Here is a 24,621-nt window from a genome sequence, read left to right as displayed (position 1 = left end):
ACGCACCCGGCGGGGCAGAACAAACTGCGTGATTCAGTGTGTGATGATTATGCCTGGCTAGGCAGCAGCGCCGCAGGCAGCAGCGATGTCAGGTGACCGGCCGCCAAGAGTTGGCTGGCGGCTTCAATGTCGGGGGCGAAGAAACGATCCTTGTCGTAGAAACTGACATGCTCGCGCAGCAGACGGCGCGCCTGCTCCAGACCTTCCGAGGTCTTCAGGCCGTTGCGGAAATCCAGGCCCTGGCAGGCGGCCAGCCATTCGACCGCCAGAATGCCGCGCACGTTGTCCGCCATGCTCCACAGGCGGCGACCGGCGGCCGGCGCCATGGAGACGTGGTCTTCCTGGTTGGCGGAGGTTGGGATGCTGTCGACGCTCGACGGATGCGCCAGCGCTTTGTTTTCGCTGGCCAGCGCCGCGGCGGTGACCTGAGCGATCATGAAGCCGGAGTTCACGCCGCCGTTTTCCACCAGGAACGGCGGCAGTTGCGACATGTGTTTGTCCATCATCAGCGAGATGCGGCGTTCGGACAGCGAACCGATTTCGGCAAACGCCAGCGCCAGGTTATCGGCGGCCATCGCTACCGGTTCGGCATGGAAGTTGCCGCCGGACAGCACGTCACCCTGCTCGGCGAACACCAGCGGGTTATCGGAGACGGCGTTGGCCTCGATCTCCAGCACCTCGGCGGCCTGGCGGATCTGCGTCAGGCAGGCGCCCATCACCTGCGGCTGACAGCGCAGGGAGTAAGGATCCTGCACTTTTTCGCAGTTGCGGTGCGAGTCGGAGACTTCGCTGCGCGCGCCGAGCAGGTGGCGGTAGGCGAGGGCGGCGTCGATCTGGCCGCGCTGGCCGCGCACCTCATGGATACGCGCATCGAACGGGCTGCGGGAGCCCAGCGCCGCTTCCACCGTCAGGCTGCCCGCCACGGTCGCGGCGGCGAACAGGTCTTCCGCGTCGAACAGGCCGCGCAGCGCGAAGGCGGCGGAGACCTGGGTGCCGTTCAGCAGCGCCAGGCCCTCTTTCGCCGCCAGCGTCAGCGGTTTCAGACCGGCCTTGGCCAGCGCTTCGGTCGCCGGCAACCATTGGCCCTGATGGCGCGCCTGGCCTTCGCCCAGCAGCACCAGGCTCATGTGCGCCAGCGGCGCCAGGTCGCCGGAGGCGCCGACCGAGCCCTTCAGCGGGATATGCGGATAAACTTCGGCGTTGACCAGCGCGATCAGCGCCTGGATGACTTCCAGACGAATGCCGGAGAAGCCGCGCGACAGGCTGTTGATTTTCAGCACCATGATCAGGCGCACCAGATTGTCGTCGGTGGGCTCGCCCACGCCGGCGGCGTGTGACAGCACGATCGAACGCTGCAGGTTTTCCAAATCGTCGCGGGCGATGCGGGTCGAAGCCAGCAGGCCAAACCCGGTGTTGATGCCGTAAGTGGTGCGGTTTTCTTCAACGATGCGTTCCACGCAGGCCACGCTCTGCTGGATAGGGCCGTAGGCGTTGTCGTCCAGCGTCAGCGTCACCGGGTGTTGATACACGTCGCGTAGCTGGGCCAGCGTCAGTTTGCCTGGGCGAATAGTCAGCGCTTTCATGCTTTTTCTCCTTGGGTCGCGGCAACCATCGGCAGGTTCAGGCCTTGCTCACGGGCGCAGTCGATAGCGATATCGTAACCGGCGTCGGCGTGACGCATGACCCCGGTAGCCGGGTCGTTGTGCAGGACGCGGGCAATGCGCTCGGCGGCTTCGTCGGTGCCGTCGCAGACGATCACCATGCCGGAGTGTTGGGAGAAGCCCATGCCGACGCCGCCGCCGTGGTGCAGGGAAACCCAGGTGGCGCCGCTGGCGGTATTCAGCAGCGCGTTCAGCAGCGGCCAGTCGGAAACGGCATCTGAGCCGTCTTTCATCGCTTCGGTTTCACGGTTCGGGCTGGAAACGGAGCCGGAATCCAGATGGTCGCGGCCGATGACGATCGGGGCGGACAGTTCGCCGCGGCGCACCATCTCGTTGAACGCCAGGCCCAGCTTGGCGCGCTGGCCGAGGCCAACCCAGCAGATGCGCGCCGGCAGGCCCTGGAAGCTGATGCGCTCGCGCGCCATGTCCAGCCAGCGGTGCAGGTGCTCGTCATCCGGGATCAGCTCTTTCACCATGGCGTCGGTTTTGTAGATGTCCTGCGGATCGCCGGACAGCGCCGCCCAGCGGAACGGCCCGATGCCGCGGCAGAACAGCGGACGGATGTAGGCCGGCACGAAGCCCGGGAAGTCGAAGGCGTTGTCGACGCCGGTTTCTTTCGCCATCTGGCGAATGTTGTTGCCGTAGTCGAAGGTCGGCACGCCCATCTGCTGGAACGCCAGCATGGCTTTGACGTGATCGGCCATCGATTGCTTGGCGGCGGCGACCACTTTGGCCGGCTCGGTTTGAGCGCGCTGGCGATACTCTTCCCAGCTCCAGCCCTTCGGCAGGTAGCCGTTCAGCGGATCGTGGGCGCTGGTCTGGTCGGTGACCATGTCCGGGCGCACGCCGCGGCGCACCAGCTCAGGCAGGATTTCCGCCGCGTTGCCGCACAGAGCGATGGAGATGGCTTTGCCTTCTGAGGTGTATTTCTTGATGCGGGCCAGCGCGTCGTCCAGATCTTTGGCCTGCTCATCGACGTAGCGGGTTTTCAGACGGAAATCGATGCGGCTCTGCTGACATTCGATGTTCAGCGAGCAGGCGCCCGCCAGCGTCGCGGCCAGCGGCTGCGCGCCGCCCATGCCGCCCAGACCGGCGGTCAGCACCCAGCGCCCCTGCAGGCTGCCGTCGTAGTGCTGGCGGCCCGCTTCGACGAAGGTTTCATAGGTGCCCTGAACGATGCCCTGGCTGCCGATGTAGATCCAGCTGCCGGCGGTCATCTGGCCGTACATCGCCAGGCCTTTGGCGTCCAGCTCGTTGAAGTGTTCCCAGGTTGCCCAGTGCGGCACCAGGTTGGAGTTGGCGATCAGCACGCGCGGCGCGTTGCTGTGGGTTTTGAAGACGCCGACCGGTTTGCCGGACTGCACCAGCAGGGTTTCGTCTTCTTCCAGCGTTTTCAGGGTTTCGACGATCTTGTCGTAGCAATCCCAGTCGCGCGCGGCGCGGCCGATGCCGCCGTACACCACCAGCTCGTGTGGGTTCTCCGCAACTTCAGGATCGAGGTTGTTCATCAGCATGCGTAACGGCGCTTCGGTCAGCCAGCTTTTTGCGTTTAATTGTGTGCCGCGTGGCGCGCGTACATCGACATTGCGAACTTTGTTATTTGTAGTCACAGCATTTTCCTCAAACAGTATCGGTGCAGATTCCATGCCGCGGTGGGGATGAGTACCACGGCATAACAATGCGTAGGGCTTATTAACATATACTTGTATGTACAAGCATATGCAACACTGACCAGTTGCCGCTGAAAAGTGGCATAAGAAAAAGTTATTTTCTTTTTATATCAGGTTGATATGCGATTTTTTATCGCCGGTCTCAGGTACGGAAAGCCGGAGAAAAGTGAGCTGTTCGGCAAAAATGAATTAAAATTGACTCATTTTTGGGCGGCTAGTCACAATATTTTTACAGTCTGATTACAGTTGACGGCGGAGGATAAAAAAGCCCTATCACCGCAGGAAGAAAGCCCGCCGTGGGCGGGCTTGCAAGGGTCAGGCGGCCGGCTGTAGCGTCGGTTTGCGGCTCATCTTGCACACCGTGGCGATGGCGGCGATCAGCGCCGGCACGCACAGGAACATCAGGATGCTCTGCACTTCCCACTGCATGGCCAGCAGTTGGGCGCCCATCATGGTGCCGGCGACGCCGCCGAAGCGGCCGATGCCCTGCATCCAGGCGATGCCGGTGGCGCGGCTGTGGGTCGGGTAGAAGGTCGCCGCCAGCGTTTGCAGCCCGGACTGCGCGCCGTTCATGGTGACGCCCATCAGGAAGATGAAGGCGCCCAGCAGCACGATCTGTTTATCCTCGGTGGCCATCGCCACGATCAGCAGGGCGGTGACGACAAAGCCGCTCGAGACCACTTTGTGCGCATTCCAGCGGTCCATCAACCAGCCGGCCACCAGGATGCCCAGCGTGCCGCCGAAGGTGAACAGCGAGGTGAGCATCGCCGATTGTTCCAACTGATAGCCCAATCCCTGCATCAGGATTGGCATCCAGCTCAGCAACACGTAGTAGATTACCAGCCCCATAAAGTAGGTCAGCCACAGCATCAGCGTGCCGAGCAGGTAAGGGCGGCTGAACAGCAGGCCGACGCTGGTCTTGGTCTGCGCCAGCTTCTCTTCGTACAGGTAAAAACGCGTCACGCCGTCGAGGCTCCGGCTGACGAAGCGCTGCGCGATGCGCTTGATCTTCGCCGCATCTTGGCCGCGGTTAACCATATATTTAACCGACTCCGGCAGCAGCAGGATCAGCAGGACAGTCAATACCAGCGGCGCGATGGCGCCGAGCAGCAGCACGCTGTGCCAGCCGTAGTTCGGGATCAGCCACGATGAAATGGCGCCGCCGCCGGCCGCGCCCAGCGGAAAACCGCAGTACATGGTGTTGATCGCCAGCGAACGGCAGCGCTGCGGCGCGTATTCGGAGATCAAGGTAATGGCGTTGGGCATCGCCGCCCCCAGCCCGAGACCGGTGAGGAAGCGCCACAGCGTCAGGCTGTTGAGCGAACCGGCGTAGGCGGTGGCCAGGCTCGACAGGCCGAAGAACAGGCAGGAAAACACCAGTACGCGCTTGCGGCCGATGCGGTCGGAGATCGGCCCGGCGATCAGCGCGCCGAGCGACAGCCCCAGCAGCGCAGCGCTCAGCACCGGCCCCAGATCCTGCTTCACGATGCCCCAGTCTTTGGCGACCGAGGGGGCAATATAGCCCATGGCGGCGGTATCGAAACCGTCGATGGCGAGGATCAGAAATCCGAGAATGATCAGTGTCCAGTGAAACAGCGAAAACTTGCTGTCGTCGATGGCCTGTTGAATGTTTAACTCGCTGGTGGAATGAGTCATGGCACCCTCTAAACGCAGATGTAGTCGTGATGGATGGAACGTGGCCGAAACTGGCGCTCGGCTTGTGTTTGCTTGTATATACATCTGCGCGTCGGCGCTTTATGTCAAATATAATTATCTTATTTGTTAACTGTGTGTTGTTTTCTGTGGAGCAGGTTGCACCGCCGATGAAAGGCCAAAGACCGGTTAACAAATTAAATGAACGCCCTTGGCGGTGAGATATGCTGACGGCGGCGCGGAGGATAAAATTTAATACAATTTTGGCCGTTTGGTCGCCGGGCCGGAATCTGCGATAATCGCTTTTTACTTTTCCAGATTGAGAAACCGATGCAGTACCCGATCAACGAGATGTTCCAAACCTTGCAGGGCGAAGGCTTTTTCACCGGCGTTCCGGCCATTTTCATCCGCCTGCAGGGCTGCCCGGTAGGGTGCAGCTGGTGCGACACCAAACATACCTGGGAAAAGGAAGCCCATCGGGAAGTCGACCTGCAACGGATCCTGGTCAAAACAGAAGAGAGCGACGCCTGGGGCAATGCCGGCGCCGAGCAGCTGTTGGCGGTGATGCGCCAACAAGGTTACACCGCGCGCCATGTGGTGATCACCGGCGGTGAACCCTGCATCTACGATCTGGCGCCGTTGACCGAGCTGTTCGAGCAGCACGGCTACCGTTGCCAGATTGAAACCAGCGGCACCCACGAAATTCGCTGCTCCGCCAACACCTGGGTGACGGTTTCGCCCAAGGTGAATATGCGCGGCGGCATGAAGGTGCTGGATCAGGCGCTGCGGCGCGCCGACGAGGTGAAGCATCCGGTGGCGCGCGAGCGCGATATCGAGGCGCTGGATGCGCTGCTGGCGACGCTGCAGGACGATAAGGCGCGCATTATCGCGCTGCAGCCGATCAGCCAGAAAGAAGAGGCGACCCGCCTGTGCATCGAAACCTGCATTGCGCGCAATTGGCGGCTGTCGATGCAGACCCACAAATATCTGAATATCGCCTGAGTTTTTTATTGGCCGCAGGCCTTCGAACGGGACGGGAGTTACGGTGAAAATTGTATCGCGTGCATTCGAGGCGGTGACGGAAGCGGAATTGCGGTCGATTCGCTCGCTGTTGTCCGACGCTTTCCCCGAGATAACCGACGGATTTTATCGGCGGCAGGTGCCGGCTTGCCTGGTGACCGCCACGGAAGGCGAGGCGATCGTCGGCCAACTGGCGGTGCATGAGCGGCCGGTGTTGATTGACGGTGAGGCCGAGGTGATCGGCATCATCGGGCTGGTGGCCGTGGCACACACGCATCGGCGCCGCGGCGTGGCCGCAAACATGCTGGTGAAGGCGCATGACTATTTGCGCAGTAAAGGGATCGCGTATTCCATACTGTTTGCGGTAAGCGAAAAGTACTATACCGGCGCCGGCTATCGGGCGATGGAAAACGAGACGGCGTTCATTGAGGATGGCGAGAGCAAAACGTTTGTCTATCGAGGGGGAATGGCGCTGAGCCTGTCGGAAAGGCCCTGGACGGCGCGGCGCTTGGATCTGCAAGGCGAGGTAGTGTGAGGGTATCTGCACATACCCTCACGGCATCAACCTTTATATACGCATCCCGCTGTACAGGTCTCTTTCACCATCACCGCAGTCAGTTCCGGTAACTGGGGCTTGAGCTGCTGCCAAATCCAGGCGGCGAGCACTTCGCTGGTGGGATTTTCCAATCCTGGAATATCGTTCAGATAATGGTGATCCAGCCGCTCCCAGATCGGGGAAAACACAGCCTTGAGCTCGGCGAAATCCATCACCCAACCGGTGTGGGGATCCACTTCACCGGTCACTTCCAGACGCACCATAAACGAATGCCCATGCAGACGGCCGCATTTGTGGCCCTCCGGCACATGCGGCAAACGGTGTGCGGCTTCAAACTGAAAATCTTTAAACAGCGTGGTTGCCATTATTACGGCCTCATTGACTCAAAAACCGCCGCATAGTACCGGAAAGCGCGTCTGCTTGCCATTTATACCGTTATGGTCTACCGCCACGGCAAACGCATCCGGTTAACACTTTTTTTGTTTGGTGTCTGCGGCACCTATCGGCTGGGGTTATGAGCCGAAATGTTGAACGGTGAAAAAATGATGAAAAAAAGTGCTTTATTTTCATCTGGATAAAAAACTTTGTTTAACGGTTTAAGCGTTATCCCTTACCAGAAAAACAGCTTAGTCATTTTGGTTATGATTTATTGCTATCCCTTATTTAATCGTTGCTATTCTGCTCGGTAACCTTACAAACTCTCCTGATCTTTTCCGCACACCCGACGCAGCGAAGAGACAGCGACTGACACTGGCGCGCGCCTGGCAGGAAAGGCGCTAAGTATAGGAAATAAGTACAGCAATGACGACTCAGGCTCCTCCAACATCTTTGCTCCCGCTGACGCCCGAACAGCTGGCACGCCTGCAGGCGACGATCGGCGACTATTCGCCGACGCAGCTGGCGTGGCTGTCCGGCTATTTTTGGGGCATGGTCAATCAACAGCCAGGAGCCGTGGCCATTGCGCCCGCCGCCCCTGCCGCCGCCGGCATCACCATCATTTCCGCTTCGCAGACCGGCAATGCGCGCCGCCTGGCGGAGCAGCTGCGCGACGATTTGCTGGCCGCCAATCTGAACGCCACGCTGATCAGCGCCGGCGATTACAAGTTCAAGCAGATAGCGCAAGAGCGCCTGCTGGTGATCGTCGCCTCCACGCAAGGGGAAGGCGAGCCGGCGGAAGAAGCGGTGGCGCTGCATAAATACCTGTTCTCGAAAAAGGCGCCGAAGCTGAGTGACACCGCGTTTGCGGTGTTCGGGCTGGGCGACACCTCTTATGAGAATTTCTGTCAGTCCGGTAAAGATTTCGACGCCAAGTTGGCCGAACTGGGCGCCGAGCGCCTGGTGGAGCGCGTGGATGCCGACGTGGAGTATCAGGAACTGGCCGCCGCCTGGCGCAAACAGGTGGTGTCGGTGCTGAAGGCGCGCGCGCCGGCGGAAAGCGCCGCGCCGGGCGCGTTGGCCAGCGGCGCGGTCGACCTGATCGACAGCAGCCCGTACAGCAAGGAACAACCGCTCACCGCCCAACTGGCGGTCAAGCAGAAAATTACCGGCCGCGCGTCCGATAAAGACGTGCGCCATATCGAGATCGATTTGGGCGATTCGGGCCTGCGCTACCAGCCTGGCGATGCGCTCGGCGTATGGTTCGACAACGATCCGGCGCTGGTGGACGAACTGGTGCAGCTATTGTGGCTGAAAGGCGACGAACCGGTGGAGGTGGAAGGGCAAACCCTGCCGCTGGCGCAGGCGCTGCGCAGCCATTTCGAACTGACGCAGAACACCACGCCGATCGTCGATAAATACGCCGCACTGTCGCGCGACGAAAAGCTGATCGGTCTGTTAGCGGATAAAGCCGCGCTGCAGCAGTATGCGCACAACACGCCGATCGTCGACATGGTGCGCCAGGCGCCGGCGGATCTGAGCGCCGAACAGCTGGTCGGGCTGCTGCGTCCGCTGACGCCGCGCCTGTACTCCATCGCCTCTTCACAGGCGGAAAATGAGAACGAAGTGCACATCACCGTGGGCGTCGTGCGTTACGACATCGACGGGCGCGCTCGCAGCGGCGGCGCCTCCGGTTTCCTGGCGGACCGCCTGGAGGAGGACGGCGACGTGCGGGTGTTTATCGAGCACAACGACAACTTCCGTCTGCCGGCCAACCCGGAAACGCCGGTGATCATGATCGGCCCGGGCACCGGCATCGCGCCGTTCCGCGCCTTTATGCAGCAGCGCGACGCCGACGGCGCCGGCGGCAAAAACTGGCTGTTCTTCGGCAACCCGCACTTTACCGAAGATTTCCTGTACCAGGTTGAATGGCAGCGCTACGTGAAAGACGGCCTGCTGACCCGCATCGATCTGGCCTGGTCCCGCGACCAGCAACATAAAATATACGTACAAGACAAACTGCGCGAACAGGGCGCGGAAGTGTGGCGCTGGATTCAGGAAGGCGCGCACATTTACGTCTGCGGCGATGCCAATCGCATGGCGAAAGACGTGGAACACACATTACTGGAACTGGTGGCCGAGCACGGTGGCATGGATACCGAGCAGGCGGATGAATTTTTAAGTGAGCTGCGCCTTGAGCGCCGTTATCAGCGAGATGTTTACTGATGAGTGATAAACACCCCGGGCCTTTGGTGGTCGAAGGCAAACTGGCCGATGCGGAGCGCATGAAGAAGGAGAGCAACTTCCTGCGCGGCACCATCGCCGAAGATTTGAACGACGGCCTGACCGGCGGCTTCAACGGCGACAACTTCCTGCTGATCCGTTTTCACGGCATGTACCAGCAGGATGATCGTGACATTCGCGCCGAACGCGCCGAGCAGAAGCTGGAGCCGCGCCACGCCATGATGCTACGTTGCCGCCTGCCGGGCGGCGTCATCAGCCCGCAGCAGTGGCTGGGCATCGACAAGTTCGCGCAGGAGAGCACGCTGTACGGCAGCATTCGCATCACCAACCGCCAAACGTTCCAGTTTCACGGCATCCTGAAAGGCAACGTCAAACCGGTGCACCAGTTGCTGAATCGCCTGGGGCTGGACGCGCTGGCGACCGCCAACGACGTGAACCGCAACGTGCTGTGCACCTCCAACCCGGTGGAGTCCGAGCTGCATCAGGAAGCCTACGAGTGGGCGAAGAAGATCTCTGAACACCTGCTGCCGCGCACCCGCGCCTACGCAGAGGTGTGGCTGGATCAGGAAAAGGTGGCCACCACCGACGAAGAGCCGATTCTGGGGCCGACCTACCTGCCGCGCAAATTCAAAACCACGGTGGTGATCCCGCCGCAGAACGACGTCGATCTGCACGCCAACGACATGAACTTCGTGGCGATCGCCGAAAACGGCAAGCTGGTGGGCTTCAACCTGCTGGTGGGCGGCGGGCTGTCTATTGAGCACGGCAACAAGAAAACCTACGCGCGGCAGGCCAGCGAGTTCGGCTACATTCCGCTCGAGCATACGCTGGCGGTGGCGGAAGCGGTGGTCACCACGCAGCGCGACTGGGGCAACCGCACCGACCGCAAGAACGCCAAGACCAAATACACGCTGGAGCGCGTCGGCGTGGACGTTTTCCGCGCCGAAGTGGAAAAGCGCGCCGGCATCACCTTCGCGCCGATCCGCCCGTATGAATTCACCGGCCGCGGCGATCGCATCGGTTGGGTGAAGGGCATCGACGATCAGTGGCATCTGACGCTGTTTATCGAGAACGGCCGCCTGCTGGACTATCCGGGGCGCCCGCTGAAGACCGGCATGGCGGAGATCGCCAAGATCCATAAAGGCGACTTCCGTCTGACGGCGAACCAAAACGTGATCATCGCCGGCGTGCCGGAAAGCGAGAAGGCCAAGATCGACGCCTTGGCGCGCGATCATGGCCTGATCGACGACCAGATCAGCGAGCAACGCAAGAACTCGATGGCCTGTGTGTCGTTCCCGACCTGCCCGCTGGCGATGGCGGAGGCCGAGCGCTTCCTGCCGCAGTTCGTCACCAAGGTTGAGGCGATCATGCATCGGCACGGGATGGGCGACGAGCATATCGTGCTGCGCATCACCGGCTGCCCGAACGGCTGCGGCCGCGCGCTGCTGGCGGAGCTGGGGCTGGTGGGCAAGGCGGTCGGCCGCTATAACCTGCATTTGGGCGGCAACCGCGAAGGCACGCGCATTCCGCGCATGTACCGCGAAAACATCAACGAAGACGAGATCCTGAGCGAGATCGACCTGTTGGTGGGGCGCTGGGCGAAGGAGCGCAACGCCGGCGAAGGCTTCGGCGACTTCACCGTTCGCGCGGGCATCGTCAAACCGGTGCTGGATCCGGCGCGAGATTTCTGGGAGTGAGGCCGGGCGGCCCCTGGGCAGAGGGGCCGCACAGGTAATTTCAAGTATCAGGAGAGACAACATGGCTGAATTCGATCTGGCGGCGCTGAACGCGTTGCCCAAATCCGGGCAGGCGCTGGCATTGGCGGTGGTCAACGGCCAGCTGGAGAGCCTCAGCGCCGAACAGCGCGTTGCATGGGCGCTGGAGCATCTGCCCGGCGAGTTCGTACTCTCGTCCAGTTTCGGCATTCAGGCGGCGGTATGTCTGCACCTGGTGACGCGCATCCGGCCGGATATCCCGGTGATCCTGACCGACACCGGTTATCTGTTCCCGGAAACCTACCGCTTTATCGATCAACTGACCGACCAGCTGAAGCTGAATCTGCAGGTGTTCCGCGCCGAGCAGTCTCCCGCCTGGCAAGAGGCGCGCTACGGCAAACTGTGGGAGCAGGGCGTGGAAGGCATTGAAAAGTATAACCAGATCAATAAGGTCGAGCCGATGAACCGCGCGCTGGAGACGCTGGGCGCGCAGAGCTGGTTCGCCGGCCTGCGGCGCGAGCAGTCCGGCAGCCGCGCCAATCTGCCGGTGCTGGCGGTGCAGCGTGGGGTGTTCAAGATCCTGCCGATCATCGACTGGGACAACCGCAAGATTTACCAGTATTTGACCGAACACGGGCTGAGCTACCACCCGTTGTGGGAGCAGGGCTACCTGTCGGTCGGCGATACCCACACCACCCAAAAGTGGGAGCCGGGCATGAGCGAGGAAGAGACGCGCTTCTTTGGCCTGAAGCGCGAGTGCGGTCTGCACGAAGGCTAAACGACGCGAATGACATCACAGGGCTCAGCAATGCTGGGCCCTGCTTTTTTACGGGCTACTTTTTCTTTTGCGCTTTCGGCGGGTGCGCCTGCGCCAGCTCTTTGATCAAGGGCAGCAGGATCTGCACGCTGTCGCGGCTGCGTTTGTCGATCCGCCCCGGCAGGTAGCGATCCAGATATTGCAGGTTGTCGTACTGCGGGCGGTGCCAGGTGATGCCCTGCGGGAAGTGCGGGCTGACGGCGCGCTGCTGGTAGCCATCTTTGTCGCCCAGCGACCAGTTGGTGGCCTCCACTGACAATACCGGGATGCCTGCGGCGTCGAACACCTCTTGATCGGAACAGCAGCCGGTGCCTTGCGGATGCTGCGCGTTGCCTGGGTTGGTGGCGGCGGCGATGCCGTAGCGGTGGGCGATATCCAGCGCGCGATCGCGGGAGCGCTTCGCCATCTGCGGCGGCGTGTTGCGCCCGGCGTTGAAGTACAGACGATCGCCGGTGATCAGGCTGTCGAGGTTGATCACCAGCACGGTGTTGCTTTTCTCTTCCGCGCTCATGCGCTGCAGGTAGTTCTGCGCGCCCAGCGAACCGATCTCTTCAGCGCTGGTGGCGACGAAGCGCAGGCCGTAGGCGGTGGGGATATCCTTCAGGCGTTCCGCCAGCTCCAACATTACGCCGATGCCGGAGGCGTTGTCGTCGACGCCCTGCAGCGTCAGGCCGCCGAGATTGTTATCCAGATCCTCGTCGCTCTGCGGCGTATAGGTGTCGAAGTGGGCGACGATCACGACCTGTTTCGGGCTGCTGCCGTTGCGGGCGGCGATCACCGAGCTGGCGGTGACGTTATTCCAGTTCTTCTTGCCGTCTTTGCTGGTGTAGAGATAGCGCGTATTGACGCTGCGAATGTCGCTTTGGTAACCCATCTTGCCGAACTGCTGCTTGAGATAGTCGGCGGTGAGCAATTCTGCCGGGCTGCCCGCCATGCGGCCGGGGAAGTAAGTGGCGATGTGGCGGGTCTGTTCGGCGGCGAAACGGCCCATTGGCGCGTCTTTTACGGGCTGTGCGGCACAAACGCTGAAGACGCCGCCGAGTGCGAGGGCCAGCAGGCTGGTCTTCAGGTAAAAACGGGAAAACATACCGAAAAATCCTTCTTTGCTATCGGCGCTGCCGATCATTTTTCTTCGGCGCCCAGTATGAGACGACGGGCGGCATTACACAATTTCCCTGTCTCTTAATTTTCGCGCGAACGCGCAAATTGCCGTCGCGATGAGCATGGTTTGCCTCCTGCGCTGCGGCCTATATTCCATAAAGGAACTAATCATTCCTTTTCGTCATTTCAGAGGCTAAATCTCAGCCCGTATAGTCACACTATCTTTCTGTTATATGAAAAGGCTGTTGTGGACTATCTACCAATATTCGCCGACCTGAAACAACGTCCGGTGCTGGTCGTTGGCGGTGGTGACGTGGCGGCGCGCAAAGTCTCCCTGCTTCAGCGCGTCGGGGCTGAAATACGGATAGTTGCGCAGTCGCTCTCACCGGAACTGGAACAACAACGTCAGCAAGGGCGGGTGCTCTGGCTGGGGAAAACCTTTGATCCGCAGCAGCTGGACGACGTGTTTCTGGCGATCGCTGCCACGGACGACAATGCGCTGAACGCTGCGGTGTTCGCCGAGGCGGATAAACGCCGGGTGCTGGCCAACGTGGTGGACGATCAGCCGCGCTGTTCGTTCATCTTCCCGTCGATCATCGATCGCTCGCCGCTGGTGGTGGCCGTATCGTCCAGCGGCCAGGCGCCGGTGCTGGCGCGGTTGCTGCGCGAAAAGCTGGAGGCGTTGCTGCCCGCCAGTTTGGGGCTGATGGCGCAGGTGGCGGGCCGCTGGCGTGGCCAGGTCAAACAGCGGTTGGCTTCGATCGGCGAACGTCGCCGTTTCTGGGAAAAAACCTTCGGTGGCCGTTTCGCCACGCTGGTGGCCAACGGCCAGACGGCGCAGGCGGAACGCCAGCTGGAGCAGGATTTACACCGCTTCGCCGCAGGCGATGAGGGCGCCCAGGGCGAGATAGCCCTGGTGGGCGCCGGGCCGGGCGACGTGGGGCTGTTGACCCTGCGCGGGCTGCAGGTGATGCAGCAGGCGGACGTGGTGCTGTATGACCATCTGGTCAGCGGCGAAATCCTCGATCTGGTGCGCCGCGACGCCGAGCGCATCTGCGTGGGCAAGCGCGCCGGCGCGCACTCGGTGATCCAGGAAGAGACCAATAGGCTGCTGGTGGAACTGGCGCAGCAGGGCAAGCGCGTGGTGCGCCTCAAGGGGGGCGATCCGTTCATCTTCGGCCGCGGCGGTGAAGAGCTGCAGGTGGCCGCCGCCGCCGGCATTCCGTTCCAGGTGGTGCCGGGCGTCACGGCCGCCGCGGGGGCGACTGCCTACGCAGGCATTCCGCTGACGCACCGCGACCACGCGCAGAGCGTGACCTTTATCACCGGCCACTGCCGCCCCGACGGCGATGGCCTGGACTGGGCCGATCTGGCCCGGGCGCGGCAGACGCTGGCTATCTACATGGGCACCATGAAGGCGGCGGACATCAGCCAGCGCCTGATCGCCCACGGTCGCGACGCCGCGACGCCGGTGGCGGTGATCAGCCGCGGTACGCGCGCCGATCAGCAGGTGCAGATCGGCACGCTGGAACAACTGGAATATCTGGCCCAACGGGCGCCGTTGCCGGCGCTGCTGGTGATCGGCGAAGTGGTGGAACTGCACCACCAAATCGCCTGGTTCGGGCATCAATCGCAGACGGAAGGGGCCGCGCGCCCGGCCGTCGTGAATTTGGCATAGGCAAGGCTTTTAAGGACCTGTTATGGACGAAAAACGACTCACTCATTTGCGGCAATTGGAGGCGGAGAGTATCCATATCATCCGTGAAGTCGCCGCTGAATTCGCCAACCCGGTGATGCTGTATTCCATCGGCAAAGACTCTTCCGTGATGCTGCATTTGGCGCGTAAGGCGTTCTTCCCCGGCACGCTGCCATTCTCGCTGCTGCACGTCGATACCGGCTGGAAATTCCGCGAAATGTACGAATTCCGCGATCGCACCGCGAAGGAGTACGGCTTCGAGCTGCTGGTGCATAAAAACCCGGAAGGGGTGGCGATGGGCATCAACCCGTTCGTGCACGGCAGCGCCAAGCATACCGACATCATGAAAACCGAGGGCCTGAAGCAGGCGTTGAACAAGTACGGTTTCGACGCCGCCTTCGGCGGTGCGCGGCGCGACGAGGAGAAATCGCGCGCCAAAGAGCGCATCTATTCGTTCCGCGATCGCTTCCACCGCTGGGATCCGAAAAACCAGCGGCCGGAGCTGTGGCACAACTACAACGGCCAGATCAACAAAGGGGAGAGCATCCGCGTCTTCCCGCTGTCGAACTGGACCGAGCTGGATATCTGGCAGTACATCTTCCTGGAAAACATCGACATCGTGCCGCTGTACCTGGCGAAACCGCGCCCGGTGGTGGAGCGCGACGGCATGCTGATGATGGTGGACGACGATCGCATCGATCTGCAGCCGGGTGAAGTGATCAGCCAGCGCATGGTGCGTTTCCGCACCCTGGGGTGCTGGCCGCTGACCGGCGCGGTGGACTCGCAGGCGCAAACCCTGCCGGAGATCATCGAAGAAATGCTGGTCTCCACCACCAGTGAACGCCAGGGGCGGATGATCGATCGCGATCAGTCCGGCTCGATGGAGCTGAAAAAGCGTCAAGGGTATTTCTAAGGAGCCGCCGGATGAACAACGCAATTGCACAACAAATCGCTGACCAGGGCGGCGTCGAATCTTACCTGCACGCGCAGCAACACAAGAGCCTGCTGCGCTTTCTGACCTGCGGCAGCGTCGACGACGGCAAAAGCACCCTGATTGGCCGCCTGCTGCACGATACCCGCCAGATCTACGAGGATCAGCTGTCGACGCTGCACAGCGACAGCAAACGCATCGGCACCCAGGGCGAAAAGCTCGACCTGGCGCTGCTGGTGGACGGCCTGCAGGCCGAGCGCGAGCAGGGCATCACCATCGACGTGGCCTATCGCTATTTCTCGACCGAAAAACGTAAATTTATCATCGCCGATACCCCGGGGCATGAGCAGTACACCCGCAACATGGCCACCGGCGCCTCCACCTGCGATCTGGCGATCCTGCTGATCGACGCGCGTAAAGGGGTGTTGGATCAGACTCGCCGCCACAGCTTTATCGCGACTCTGCTGGGCATTCGCCATCTGGTGGTCGCGGTAAACAAAATGGATCTGGTGGACTATCAGGAAGCGGTGTTCGAGCAGTTCAAACAGGATTACCTGACCTTCGCCCAGCAGCTGCCAGGCGATCTGGACATCAAGTTTGTGCCGCTGTCGGCGCTGGACGGCGACAACGTGGCGAGCGAAAGCGCCCATATGCCGTGGTACAGCGGCCCGACGCTGCTGGAAGTGCTGGAGAGCGTTGACGTGGTCAGCGAGCGAGAAAACCAGCCGCTGCGCTTCCCGGTGCAGTACGTCAACCGCCCGAACCTCGATTTTCGCGGCTATGCCGGCACGCTGTCCGCCGGCGTGGTGCGGGTGGGGCAACGCATCAAAGTGCTGCCTTCCGGCGTGGAGTCCAGCGTGGCGCGCATCGTGACCTTCGACGGCGATCTGCCTGAGGCGGTGCCGGGCGAAGCGATTACGCTGGTGCTGAAGGATGAAGTGGACATCAGCCGGGGCGATCTGCTGGTCGACGCCGGCGAAAGTCTGCAGGCGGCGCAGAGCGCGCTGGTAGACGTGGTATGGATGGCCGAGCAGCCGCTGGTGCCGGGCCAGAGCTACGACATCAAGATCGCCGGTAAAAAGACCCGCGCGCGCGTGGAGAGCATCCGTCATCAGGTGGAGATCAATACGCTGGCGCAGCATCCGGCCGACACGTTGCCGCTCAACGGCATCGGATTGGTGGAGCTGACCTTCGACGAACCGCTGGTGCTGGACAGCTACCAGAGCAATCACGACACCGGCGGGCTGATCTTCATCGATCGCATGAGCAACGTCACGGTGGGCGCCGGGCTGGTGCGTGAAACGCTGCAGGCCGCATCGGCGGCGCGCGGCGAATTCAGCGCCTTCGAGCTGGAGCTGAATGCGCTGGTGCGCAAGCACTTCCCGCACTGGGGCGCGCGCGATCTGCTCGGTGGCCGATAAGGTGGCCGCTGAACTGAGGGCGACCGGGCCGGACGATGAGAACGTGGTTTGGCATCCGCACGCGGTGACGCGCGCGGATCGCGAAGCGCGCAACGGCCATCGCGGCGCGGTGCTGTGGTTTACCGGGCTGTCCGGTTCGGGCAAATCCACCGTCGCCGGCGCGCTGGAGCAGGCGCTGCATGGGCTCGGCGTCAGCACCTACCTGCTGGACGGCGATAACGTGCGCCACGGCCTGTGCCGCGATCTCGGCTTCTCCGACGAGGATCGGCGCGAGAACATTCGCCGGGTGGGGGAAGTGGCCAAGCTGATGGTGGACGCCGGGCTGGTGGTGCTGACCGCATTCATTTCGCCGCACCGCGCCGAACGGCAGATGGTGCGTGAGATGCTCGGCGACGATCGCTTTATCGAGGTGTTTGTCGATACGCCGTTGGCGATCTGCGAGGCGCGCGATCCGAAGGGATTGTATAAGAAAGCGCGCGCCGGCGAGCTGCGCAATTTCACCGGTATCGACGCGGTTTACGAGGCGCCGCAGCAGCCGGAAATCCACCTTGATGGCCAACAATTGGTAACAAATTTGATTGCGCAATTGTTAGACGTGTTGCGTGGTCAGGCTATTATCAAACCCTGAATTCAAAAAAAGCGTGTGGCGTTTTTCGCCATGCGCTTTTTACTCTAAGCCGCCGCAGAGCGAGCCGAATAACCAGGGATCACTATGCAAAATGTCACGCCTATCTTGATCGACTCCAAGCAGTCAAAACAGGAGAGAGAGGAGCCTTCTTATTCTTTCCTGGGCGGCGTCAGCGGCTTTGTTTTCTACTGGCTGGCGTTCGCGTTGCCGTTTTTGGTTTACGGTTCCAATACGCTGTTTTTCCTGCTTTATACCTGGCCATTCTTCCTGGCGCTAATGCCGCTGTCGGTGCTGATCGGCATCACTCTCAGCATGCTGCTGCGCGGCCGTTTGATCTTGACGCTGCTGCTGACCGGCGCCGTTGTGCTGTGCCTGTTCTGGCTGGTGTTCAGCTTCCTGACCGGGTGGTGAGAGAGTGGGCGCCGAGGCCGGCGCCCGCAGGATTGCAAAGCCGTGCCGAAGGTTACAAAACTTTGCTCAAAAATGCCTGAGTGCGCGGATTGGACGGGTGACTGAAGATCTGCTGCGGCTGCCCCTCTTCCTGAATGATCCCCTGATCGATAAACAGTACCCGGTCGGCTACCTCGCGGGCAAAGCCCATCTCATGCGTGACGACCACCATGGTCATGCCCTCATGGGCCAGCGATTTCATCACCGTCAACACTTCGCCCACCAGCTCCGGATCGAGCGCGGAGGTCGGTTCGTCGAACAGCATGATTTTGGGCTCCATCGCCAGCGCGCGGGCGATCGCTACCCGCTGCTGCTGGCCGCCGGACAGGCTGTTGGGATAGGCGTCGATTTTGTCGAGCAGGCCGACCTTGCGCAGCAGCTGTTCCGCTTGCGCGATGGCTTCGGCGCGCGGCAGTTTTTTCACGCTTACCGGCGCCATGATGATGTTTTCCAACACCGTCATGTGCGGGAACAGGTTAAAGCGCTGGAACACCATGCCCACGCTTTCACGCATCTTGTTCAGGTCGGTTTTCTGATCGTGGACGGCGAAGCCATTCACCTCTATCTCGCCGCCGGAGAGCGTTTCCAGCGCGTTGATGCAGCGCAGGAAGGTGCTTTTACCGGAGCCGGAGGGGCCGATGACGCACACCACTTCGTTGGCGGCGATCCGGCAGGAAATGCCGCGCAGCACGTGGCTTTCACCGAACTGTTTTTGCAGGTTATGTACGCGAATCACTTTTACCGAACCTCTTTTCCATGTGTTGCACCAGCAGCGAGAGCAGGAAGGTGATGACCCAATAGACCAGCGAAATGGTCAGGTAGGGCTCCCAATAGGTGGCGTAGGCGCCGGAGACGGTGCGGGCGGCATAGGCCAGATCCGCCAGGCCGATGGCGGAGGCCAGCGACGAATCCTTGACGATGGCGATGGCGTTGTTGCCCAGCGGCGGCAGCATGCGCCGGAAGGCTTGCGGCAAGATAACCTGGCGCATGGTCTTGCCGTAGCTCATGCCCAACGAGCGCGATGCTTCCATCTGGCCGCGGTCGATCGATTGGATCCCGGCGCGGAAGATCTCCGACACATAGGCGCCGGCGTTGAGCGTGATCGCCACCACGCAGGAGAGAAAGGCGCCGTAGTCGGCGCGCAGCGCGCGGGCGAAGTCGACGCTCATCAGGCCGCTGGTGACCAGCAGGCCGTCGCGCGGGTTGATGAACAGCGGCACCAGCGCAAAGTGCACCACCATGATCTGCACGAACAGCGGGGTGCCGCGAAAGGCGCTGATGTAGATACGTACCGGCCACTGAACGCCGTAATGCAGGATGGGTTTCCAGATGCCGTGCGGCGCCTGCGCCAAGCGCCCCAGACCGAGGATCAATCCCCAGGTGGTGCCCAGCAGCACGCAGATAATGGTGCATTTGATGGTCATCCAGGCGCCTTCCATAAACAGCGGCGCGTATTCCTGGATGATCTCCCAGCGGAAGTTCAAAGGGTATTCCTTCTTGGTATGCTGAAACGGTGGCGCGCCGACGGCCTTGCGGGCGCCGGCGGCAGGGCATTATTCCGCCGGCAACGTCGGTACGTTGCTGTCGAACCAGGCTTGGTAGATCTTGGCGTAGGTGCCGTCGGCGATGATTTTCTTCAGGCCGGCGTTGATTTTGTTGCGCAGCTCATCGTTGCCTTTGGCGACGGCGATGCCGAAATACTGACGTTCGAACTTGGCGTCGGGCACCAGCTTGAAGGCTTTCTCAGGGTGGGTTTTGATGTAGAACTTGGCCACGCCGACGTCGCCGACCGCCGCGCCGATGCCGTCTTCATACAGCTCTTGCAGCATCAGCGGGGTATTGTCGAAGCGTTTGATGGCGGTGCTGTTTTTGCCCAGCGCGTCGGACACCACGATGTCGCCGGTGCTGGAGTTCACCACGCCGACCTTCAGCGCTTTCAACGCGGCAATGGAGTCTACCTTCGAGTCTTGCGGCACCACGATGGCCTGCTCTGCCGGGAAGTAAGGCGCAGAGAAATCAACCATTTGTTTGCGTTTATCGGTGATGGTGATGCCGGAGATGATGATATCGCGATCGCCGGAATTCAGCGTGGCGAAGATCCCTTCCCACGGCGTATTGATCAGTTTTATCTGGAAACCTTCGGCCTTGGCTACCGCTTTGATAATGTCGATGTCGAAACCTTCCAGCTGCTTTTGGCTGTTTTCAAACTCGAACGGCCGATAGGTGCCGCCGGAGCCGACGACGTAGGTAGGTTCAGCCGCCAGCGCGGCGGTGGAGAAGGTGGCGGCCAGGCAGGCGCCGATCAGAACTAAACGTTTTAACATCGCGATCCCCGATAATGAATGGTTATATATTGGAATTATTTATGCACTATGAGTGCATAAAAATAAGCTTCAATGAATGAAAGTGCAACCGCTGCATGAGGATTATTCTTTCTATGGTGTTAAATATTCACTTCTTGCTTTGCCTCGGCGTAAGCGACGGGTCAGGAAGCGGTGGTGCAGTGATTCTTGCTGCATAATGGAGGAAGGGCAGTGTGTGTGTCAGCGGAAAACGCGGCGCGCGCGCCGGACTAAAGCGGCTTTGTTTGCCGCTTTCGCAGTGGAATTAGGCGATAAACACGGGAGTCCTTCATCCGTATTCTGAATTTGGCGTTGAAATGCCGCTCTCAGTGTGGAGTCCAACGAGAAGTTGTGGGATGATTGGTCGGTTTTTCAGGGGGCGGAGATGGGAAAACTTACGCTGCTATTGCTGGCATTGCTCGGTTGGTTACAGTATTCACTGTGGCTGGGCAAAAATGGTATTCACGATTACGTGCGGGTCAATGAAGACGTTGCGGTCCAACAGGGCAACAACGCGAAGTTGAAAGCGCGTAACGATCAGCTGTTTGCCGAAATCGATGATTTGAACGGCGGTCAGGAAGCGATCGAAGAGCGAGCGCGTAATGAGCTGGGCATGATCAAGCCCGGTGAGACTTTCTATCGTCTGGTTCCTGACCAATCCAGACGCAACGCGGCGTCTTCCTCGCAAAATAACGCACAAAAATAACGCATGAATCACTCCGCAGGCACCTTTCCCTCGGTGATTGCCGTCCTGCCCGCTGCCGGTATCGGCAGCCGCATGCAGGCGGAATGCCCGAAGCAATATTTAACCATCGGCCGGCACAGCATCGTCGAACACGCTATCCATGCCCTGTTGCGCCACCCGCGCATTGAACGGGTGATCGTGGCTATCGGCCCGGAAGATCGTCAGTTCGAACGGCTGCCCATCGCTCAGGATCCGCGGGTGACCGTCACCGAGGGCGGCAAACAGCGCGCCGATTCGGTGATGGCCGGGCTGAAGCTCGCGGGTGATGCGGACTGGGTGCTGGTACACGACGCTGCGCGCCCCTGTCTGCACGCCGACGATCTCGAGCGCCTGTTGGCGATCACCGCACACAGCAAGGTGGGCGGCATTCTCGCTGCGCCGGTGCGCGACACCATGAAGCGCGCCGAACCCGGCCGCGACACCATCGCCCACACCGTTGAACGGCAGGATCTGTGGCATGCGCTGACGCCGCAGCTGTTTCCGCTGCCGCTGCTCAAGCAGTGCCTGCAGCGCGCGCTGGATGAAGGCGCAAACGTCACCGACGAAGCCTCGGCGCTGGAGCATTGCGGTTATCATCCGCTGCTGATCGCTGGCCGGGCGGATAACATTAAAGTAACGCGGCCGGAGGATTTGGCGCTGGCGGCGTTCTATTTGACTCAGTTGGACAATTAAGGAGCGCACCATGCGTATCGGTCACGGTTTTGACGTACATAAATTCGGCGGCGAAGGCCCGTTGGTGATCGGCGGTGTTCGCATCCCTTACGACAAAGGCTTGTTGGCCCACTCCGACGGCGACGTTGCGCTGCACGCCGCGACCGACGCCTTGCTGGGCGCGGCGGCGCTGGGCGATATCGGCAAGCTGTTCCCCGATACCGATCCGGCCTTCAAGGGCGCGGACAGCCGCGAGCTGCTGCGCGAAGCCTGGAAGCGCATCCGCGCCAAAGGGTACCGCCTCGGCAACCTCGACATCACGATTATTGCCCAGGCGCCGAAAATGGCGCCGCACATCCCGCAGATGCGCGTCTTCCTGGCGGAAGATCTGCAGTGCCATATGGATGACGTCAACGTGAAGGCCACGACCACCGAGCAGCTCGGCTTCACCGGGCGCGGCGAGGGCATCGCCTGCGAAGCGGTCGCCTTGCTGATCAAGGAATAACCGCATGGATATGGCGAATCTGACCTGGCTGCATGGCCAGCCGCAGAGCACCGGGGTGTTGAAAGCCAATCCGGAAGACTTCGTGGTGGTGGAAGACCTGGGCTTTGCGCCGGACGGCGAAGGCGAGCATGTGCTGGTGAACATCCGTAAAAACGGCTGCAATACCCAGTTCGTGGCCGACTATCTGGCGCGCTTCGCCGGTATTCACGCCCGTTCCGTCAGCTATGCGGGCTTGAAGGATCGCCACGCGGTGACCGAACAGTGGTTCTGCCTGCATATGCCGGGCAAAGACACGCCGGATTTCTCACAGTTTGCGCTGGAAGGCTGCGAGGTGCTCTCGTTCGCCCGCCACCTGCGCAAAATGCGCATCGGCAATCTGAAGGGCAACCACTTTACGCTGGTGCTGCGCCAGATTTCCGATCGTCAGGACGTTGAGCGCCGCCTGCAGGCTATCGCCGCGCAGGGCGTGCCAAACTATTTCGGCAGCCAACGCTTCGGCCGCGGCGGCAACAATCTGGTGATGGCGCGCCGCTGGGCGAACGACGAAATCCGCGTTAAAGAGCGCAGCAAGCGCAGCTTCTACCTTTCCGCCAGCCGCAGTGCGCTGTTCAATCTGATAGCCGGCCGGCGCCTGGCCGACGGCCTGCAGCGCACCGTGCTGGAAGGGGATGCCCTGCAGTTGAGCGGCCGCGGTAGCTGGTTCGTCGCCAAAGCCGATGAGCTGGAGACGTTGCAACAGCGGCTGGATGCCGGCGAGCTGGCGATCACGGCCTCCTTGCCGGGCGACGGAGAGCCAGGCACCGCCGGCCAAGCCTTGGCTTTTGAACAACAATGCTTGGCGGAACAACCGGAATTGCTTACGCTTTTAAAGCGCGAGCGTGTCGAACCCGCTCGCCGGGCCCTGCTGTTGCAGCCGCAAAATTTGCAGTGGAACTGGTGGGATGACGTTACCGTGGAACTGCGCTTCTGGTTGCCGGCAGGCAGCTTTGCTACCAGCGTGGTTCGCGAAATCATGCAGCAGGATAACAGTGATGCGGATATTGCTGAGTAACGATGACGGCGTCAGCGCCCCGGGCATTCAGGTGCTGGCGGCGGCGCTGCGGGAGTTTGCCGAGGTGCAGGTCGTGGCGCCGGATCGTAACCGCAGCGGTTCTTCCAATGCCCTGACGCTGGAGTCGCCGCTGCGCACGCAGACGCTGGCCAACGGCGATATCGCGGTGCTGCAGGGGACGCCGACCGACTGCGTTTATCTTGGCGTCAACGCATTGATGCGCCCTGCGCCGGATATCGTGGTCTCCGGCATTAACGCCGGACCGAATTTAGGCGATGACGTCATCTATTCCGGCACCGTCGCGGCGGCGATGGAGGGCCGGCACCTGGGGCTGCCCGCGCTGGCGGTGTCGCTGAACGGTCACCAACACTACGCGACTGCAGCGGCCATTACCTGCCGCATCTTGCGTGCGCTGCAGCGTGAACCGTTACGCACCGGAAAAATCCTGAATATCAACGTGCCGGATTTGCCGCTGGTGGAGATCAAAGGCCTGCGCGTCACTCGCTGTGGCAGCCGCCATCCCGCCGATAAGGTCTTCTGCCAGCAGGATCCGCGTGGACAAAATCTCTACTGGATCGGGCCGCCTGGTGATAAATTTGATGTCGGGCCGGATACCGACTTTGCGGCGGTGGAACAAGGCTATGTGGCGATCACGCCGCTACAGGTGGATCTGACCGCCTACGCGGCGCAGGAAGTCGTGAAAACATGGTTAACCAAGGCAGAGGTTAGCGGGGAATGGTGAACAAGCGTATGCAAACATTGCTGACGCAGCTGCGTCAGCAAGGGATCCGGGACGAAAAGCTGCTGCGAGCGATCGAAGCGGTGCCGCGCGAGCGTTTTGTCGACGAAGCGCTGGATCATAAAGCCTACGAAAACACTGCATTACCGATCGGTTCCGGCCAGACTATTTCTCAGCCTTATATGGTGGCGCGGATGACCGAGCTGCTGAATCTGAAGCCTACTTCACGGGTGCTTGAGATCGGCACCGGTTCCGGTTATCAAACCGCCATCCTGGCGCATCTGGTGCAACACGTTTGTTCCGTCGAGCGCATCAAGGGGCTGCAGTGGCAGGCCAAGCGCCGCCTGAAGCAGCTCGACCTTCATAATGTTTCCACTCGCCACGGCGACGGCTGGCAGGGCTGGGCGTCGCGCGGCCCGTTCGATGCGATCATCGTCACTGCCGCGCCGCCGGAGATCCCGCAGGCGCTGGTTGAGCAGTTGGACGACGGCGGCATTTTGGTGTTGCCGGTGGGCGAGCAGGCCCAAACCCTCAAACGCATTCAGCGCCATGGCAACGATTTCGTGGTCGACGCGGTAGAGGCGGTGCGCTTTGTGCCGCTGGTGAAAGGCGAATTGGCCTAGCGATTGTCTGATTTTTCGACCGTCTGA

At 61.2% G+C, this 24,621-nt stretch carries 24 protein-coding genes; 16 read left to right on the top strand and 8 right to left on the bottom strand.

What is annotated here, in order from left to right; translation table 11 throughout:
* Positions 1 to 47: 47 nt before the first annotated feature.
* The 3 genes from hutH to J0X03_RS20170 all read right to left on the bottom strand — a co-directional run bounded on the left by hutH (position 48) and on the right by J0X03_RS20170 (position 4,987).
* Positions 48 to 1,583, bottom strand: coding sequence for a histidine ammonia-lyase (gene hutH, locus J0X03_RS20180; RefSeq protein ID WP_025301604.1), 1,536 nt, complete (start codon positions 1,581 to 1,583; stop codon positions 48 to 50).
* Positions 1,580 to 3,271 carry a urocanate hydratase gene (hutU, locus tag J0X03_RS20175; RefSeq protein WP_025159649.1) on the bottom strand — a complete coding sequence of 564 codons (1,692 nt, stop codon included), beginning with the start codon at positions 3,269 to 3,271 and terminating at the stop codon, positions 1,580 to 1,582. Before hutU ends, hutH begins: the two co-directional genes overlap by 4 nt.
* Positions 3,272 to 3,646: 375 nt before the next feature.
* Complete coding sequence (locus J0X03_RS20170) at positions 3,647 to 4,987, bottom strand: MFS transporter (protein WP_033641877.1); 1,341 nt, start codon at positions 4,985 to 4,987, stop codon at positions 3,647 to 3,649.
* 327 nt (positions 4,988 to 5,314) lie between these two features.
* Here J0X03_RS20170 and queE point away from each other — a divergent pair, with 327 nt between their 5' ends.
* Entirely contained in the window at positions 5,315 to 5,986 is a 672-nt protein-coding gene (queE, locus tag J0X03_RS20165) for a 7-carboxy-7-deazaguanine synthase QueE (protein ID WP_033641878.1), read from the top strand.
* A 43-nt stretch (positions 5,987 to 6,029) separates the two neighbouring features.
* Complete coding sequence (locus tag J0X03_RS20160; protein WP_049866645.1) at positions 6,030 to 6,539, top strand: GNAT family N-acetyltransferase; 510 nt, start codon at positions 6,030 to 6,032, stop codon at positions 6,537 to 6,539.
* Positions 6,540 to 6,565: 26 nt separating this feature from the next.
* Here J0X03_RS20160 and queD read toward each other — a convergent pair whose 3' ends face one another.
* Positions 6,566 to 6,925: a 6-carboxytetrahydropterin synthase QueD gene (queD, locus tag J0X03_RS20155; protein WP_004932638.1), complete on the bottom strand. Its 360-nt coding sequence runs from the start codon at positions 6,923 to 6,925 to the stop codon at positions 6,566 to 6,568.
* 436 nt (positions 6,926 to 7,361) lie between these two features.
* On the opposite strand from queD, the gene cysJ reads away from it, so the two are divergent.
* From cysJ to J0X03_RS20140, 3 genes are all read left to right on the top strand, one after another.
* Entirely contained in the window at positions 7,362 to 9,161 is a 1,800-nt protein-coding gene (gene cysJ / locus J0X03_RS20150; protein ID WP_033651649.1) for an NADPH-dependent assimilatory sulfite reductase flavoprotein subunit, read from the top strand.
* Positions 9,161 to 10,876, top strand: a complete 1,716-nt coding sequence (gene cysI, locus J0X03_RS20145) for an assimilatory sulfite reductase (NADPH) hemoprotein subunit (protein ID WP_123061392.1) — start codon at positions 9,161 to 9,163, stop codon at positions 10,874 to 10,876. The genes cysJ and cysI overlap by 1 nt, the downstream gene beginning before the upstream one ends.
* Positions 10,877 to 10,937: 61 nt before the next feature.
* Positions 10,938 to 11,672, top strand: a complete 735-nt coding sequence (locus tag J0X03_RS20140) for a phosphoadenylyl-sulfate reductase (protein ID WP_047025218.1) — start codon at positions 10,938 to 10,940, stop codon at positions 11,670 to 11,672.
* 55 nt (positions 11,673 to 11,727) lie between these two features.
* On the opposite strand, the gene J0X03_RS20135 is transcribed toward J0X03_RS20140, so the two are convergent.
* Positions 11,728 to 12,798, bottom strand: a complete 1,071-nt coding sequence (locus J0X03_RS20135; RefSeq protein ID WP_060660852.1) for an aminopeptidase — start codon at positions 12,796 to 12,798, stop codon at positions 11,728 to 11,730.
* A gap of 261 nt (positions 12,799 to 13,059) precedes the next feature.
* Here J0X03_RS20135 and cysG point away from each other — a divergent pair, with 261 nt between their 5' ends.
* The 5 genes from cysG (at position 13,060) to J0X03_RS20110 (ending at position 17,899) form a co-directional block, all read left to right on the top strand.
* Positions 13,060 to 14,490, top strand: a complete 1,431-nt coding sequence (cysG, locus tag J0X03_RS20130) for a siroheme synthase CysG (RefSeq protein ID WP_123061393.1) — start codon at positions 13,060 to 13,062, stop codon at positions 14,488 to 14,490.
* A gap of 22 nt (positions 14,491 to 14,512) precedes the next feature.
* A complete protein-coding gene (gene cysD / locus J0X03_RS20125) occupies positions 14,513 to 15,421 on the top strand; it encodes a sulfate adenylyltransferase subunit CysD (RefSeq protein ID WP_123061394.1) in 909 nt (302 codons plus the stop codon).
* An 11-nt stretch (positions 15,422 to 15,432) separates the two neighbouring features.
* Positions 15,433 to 16,860, top strand: coding sequence for a sulfate adenylyltransferase subunit CysN (cysN, locus tag J0X03_RS20120; protein ID WP_033641884.1), 1,428 nt, complete (start codon positions 15,433 to 15,435; stop codon positions 16,858 to 16,860).
* Positions 16,799 to 17,488: an adenylyl-sulfate kinase gene (gene cysC, locus J0X03_RS20115; RefSeq protein ID WP_079656228.1), complete on the top strand. Its 690-nt coding sequence runs from the start codon at positions 16,799 to 16,801 to the stop codon at positions 17,486 to 17,488. Before cysN ends, cysC begins: the two co-directional genes overlap by 62 nt.
* Before the next feature lie 84 nt (positions 17,489 to 17,572).
* Entirely contained in the window at positions 17,573 to 17,899 is a 327-nt protein-coding gene (locus J0X03_RS20110) for a DUF3561 family protein (protein WP_016929047.1), read from the top strand.
* A gap of 52 nt (positions 17,900 to 17,951) precedes the next feature.
* On the opposite strand, the gene J0X03_RS20105 is transcribed toward J0X03_RS20110, so the two are convergent.
* From J0X03_RS20105 to J0X03_RS20095, 3 genes are all read right to left on the bottom strand, one after another.
* Entirely contained in the window at positions 17,952 to 18,674 is a 723-nt protein-coding gene (locus J0X03_RS20105; RefSeq protein WP_089194290.1) for an amino acid ABC transporter ATP-binding protein, read from the bottom strand.
* Entirely contained in the window at positions 18,658 to 19,377 is a 720-nt protein-coding gene (locus tag J0X03_RS20100; RefSeq protein WP_042706788.1) for an amino acid ABC transporter permease, read from the bottom strand. Before J0X03_RS20100 ends, J0X03_RS20105 begins: the two co-directional genes overlap by 17 nt.
* Before the next feature lie 114 nt (positions 19,378 to 19,491).
* Positions 19,492 to 20,262: a basic amino acid ABC transporter substrate-binding protein gene (locus J0X03_RS20095; protein WP_033651644.1), complete on the bottom strand. Its 771-nt coding sequence runs from the start codon at positions 20,260 to 20,262 to the stop codon at positions 19,492 to 19,494.
* Positions 20,263 to 20,665: 403 nt separating this feature from the next.
* On the opposite strand from J0X03_RS20095, the gene ftsB reads away from it, so the two are divergent.
* The 6 genes from ftsB to J0X03_RS20065 are packed head-to-tail and all read left to right on the top strand — an operon-like array spanning position 20,666 to position 24,594.
* Positions 20,666 to 20,986, top strand: coding sequence for a cell division protein FtsB (gene ftsB, locus J0X03_RS20090; RefSeq protein ID WP_016929043.1), 321 nt, complete (start codon positions 20,666 to 20,668; stop codon positions 20,984 to 20,986).
* A 3-nt stretch (positions 20,987 to 20,989) separates the two neighbouring features.
* Positions 20,990 to 21,697 (top strand): 2-C-methyl-D-erythritol 4-phosphate cytidylyltransferase, encoded by a 708-nt coding sequence (gene ispD, locus J0X03_RS20085; RefSeq protein ID WP_004932598.1) that lies wholly within the window; start codon positions 20,990 to 20,992, stop codon positions 21,695 to 21,697.
* A 10-nt stretch (positions 21,698 to 21,707) separates the two neighbouring features.
* Entirely contained in the window at positions 21,708 to 22,181 is a 474-nt protein-coding gene (gene ispF / locus J0X03_RS20080; protein ID WP_004932594.1) for a 2-C-methyl-D-erythritol 2,4-cyclodiphosphate synthase, read from the top strand.
* A 4-nt stretch (positions 22,182 to 22,185) separates the two neighbouring features.
* A complete protein-coding gene (gene truD / locus J0X03_RS20075) occupies positions 22,186 to 23,232 on the top strand; it encodes a tRNA pseudouridine(13) synthase TruD (protein ID WP_033641888.1) in 1,047 nt (348 codons plus the stop codon).
* Positions 23,213 to 23,974: a 5'/3'-nucleotidase SurE gene (surE, locus tag J0X03_RS20070; protein ID WP_060659942.1), complete on the top strand. Its 762-nt coding sequence runs from the start codon at positions 23,213 to 23,215 to the stop codon at positions 23,972 to 23,974. Before truD ends, surE begins: the two co-directional genes overlap by 20 nt.
* Positions 23,968 to 24,594, top strand: a complete 627-nt coding sequence (locus J0X03_RS20065; protein ID WP_004932585.1) for a protein-L-isoaspartate(D-aspartate) O-methyltransferase — start codon at positions 23,968 to 23,970, stop codon at positions 24,592 to 24,594. Before surE ends, J0X03_RS20065 begins: the two co-directional genes overlap by 7 nt.
* The last annotated feature ends 27 nt before the right edge of the window (positions 24,595 to 24,621 follow it).

Source organism: Serratia ureilytica (assembly GCF_017309605.1).
Classification (GTDB): Bacteria; Pseudomonadota; Gammaproteobacteria; order Enterobacterales; family Enterobacteriaceae; genus Serratia; species Serratia ureilytica.
The sequence above is the reverse complement of the archived record's forward strand: the minus strand, read 5'-3'. Positions and strand labels throughout refer to the sequence as shown.

Bases quoted from the DNA above. Each gene is read 5' to 3' on its own strand.
- cysN (WP_033641884.1), top strand. From the start codon at position 15,433: ATGAACAACGCAATTGCACAACAAATCGCTGACCAGGGCGGCGTCGAA.
- cysJ (WP_033651649.1), top strand. From the start codon at position 7,362: ATGACGACTCAGGCTCCTCCAACATCTTTGCTCCCGCTGACGCCCGAA.
- J0X03_RS20100 (WP_042706788.1), bottom strand. From the start codon at position 19,377: ATGGAAGGCGCCTGGATGACCATCAAATGCACCATTATCTGCGTGCTG.
- queE (WP_033641878.1), top strand. From the start codon at position 5,315: ATGCAGTACCCGATCAACGAGATGTTCCAAACCTTGCAGGGCGAAGGC.
- cysD (WP_123061394.1), top strand. From the start codon at position 14,513: ATGGACGAAAAACGACTCACTCATTTGCGGCAATTGGAGGCGGAGAGT.
- hutH (WP_025301604.1), bottom strand. From the start codon at position 1,583: ATGAAAGCGCTGACTATTCGCCCAGGCAAACTGACGCTGGCCCAGCTA.
- J0X03_RS20095 (WP_033651644.1), bottom strand. From the start codon at position 20,262: ATGTTAAAACGTTTAGTTCTGATCGGCGCCTGCCTGGCCGCCACCTTC.
- J0X03_RS20140 (WP_047025218.1), top strand. From the start codon at position 10,938: ATGGCTGAATTCGATCTGGCGGCGCTGAACGCGTTGCCCAAATCCGGG.
- cysI (WP_123061392.1), top strand. From the start codon at position 9,161: ATGAGTGATAAACACCCCGGGCCTTTGGTGGTCGAAGGCAAACTGGCC.
- ispF (WP_004932594.1), top strand. From the start codon at position 21,708: ATGCGTATCGGTCACGGTTTTGACGTACATAAATTCGGCGGCGAAGGC.
- surE (WP_060659942.1), top strand. From the start codon at position 23,213: ATGCGGATATTGCTGAGTAACGATGACGGCGTCAGCGCCCCGGGCATT.
- cysC (WP_079656228.1), top strand. From the start codon at position 16,799: ATGCGCTGGTGCGCAAGCACTTCCCGCACTGGGGCGCGCGCGATCTGC.
- ispD (WP_004932598.1), top strand. From the start codon at position 20,990: ATGAATCACTCCGCAGGCACCTTTCCCTCGGTGATTGCCGTCCTGCCC.
- queD (WP_004932638.1), bottom strand. From the start codon at position 6,925: ATGGCAACCACGCTGTTTAAAGATTTTCAGTTTGAAGCCGCACACCGT.
- J0X03_RS20065 (WP_004932585.1), top strand. From the start codon at position 23,968: ATGGTGAACAAGCGTATGCAAACATTGCTGACGCAGCTGCGTCAGCAA.
- J0X03_RS20110 (WP_016929047.1), top strand. From the start codon at position 17,573: ATGCAAAATGTCACGCCTATCTTGATCGACTCCAAGCAGTCAAAACAG.
- ftsB (WP_016929043.1), top strand. From the start codon at position 20,666: ATGGGAAAACTTACGCTGCTATTGCTGGCATTGCTCGGTTGGTTACAG.
- truD (WP_033641888.1), top strand. From the start codon at position 22,186: ATGGATATGGCGAATCTGACCTGGCTGCATGGCCAGCCGCAGAGCACC.
- J0X03_RS20135 (WP_060660852.1), bottom strand. From the start codon at position 12,798: ATGTTTTCCCGTTTTTACCTGAAGACCAGCCTGCTGGCCCTCGCACTC.
- J0X03_RS20170 (WP_033641877.1), bottom strand. From the start codon at position 4,987: ATGACTCATTCCACCAGCGAGTTAAACATTCAACAGGCCATCGACGAC.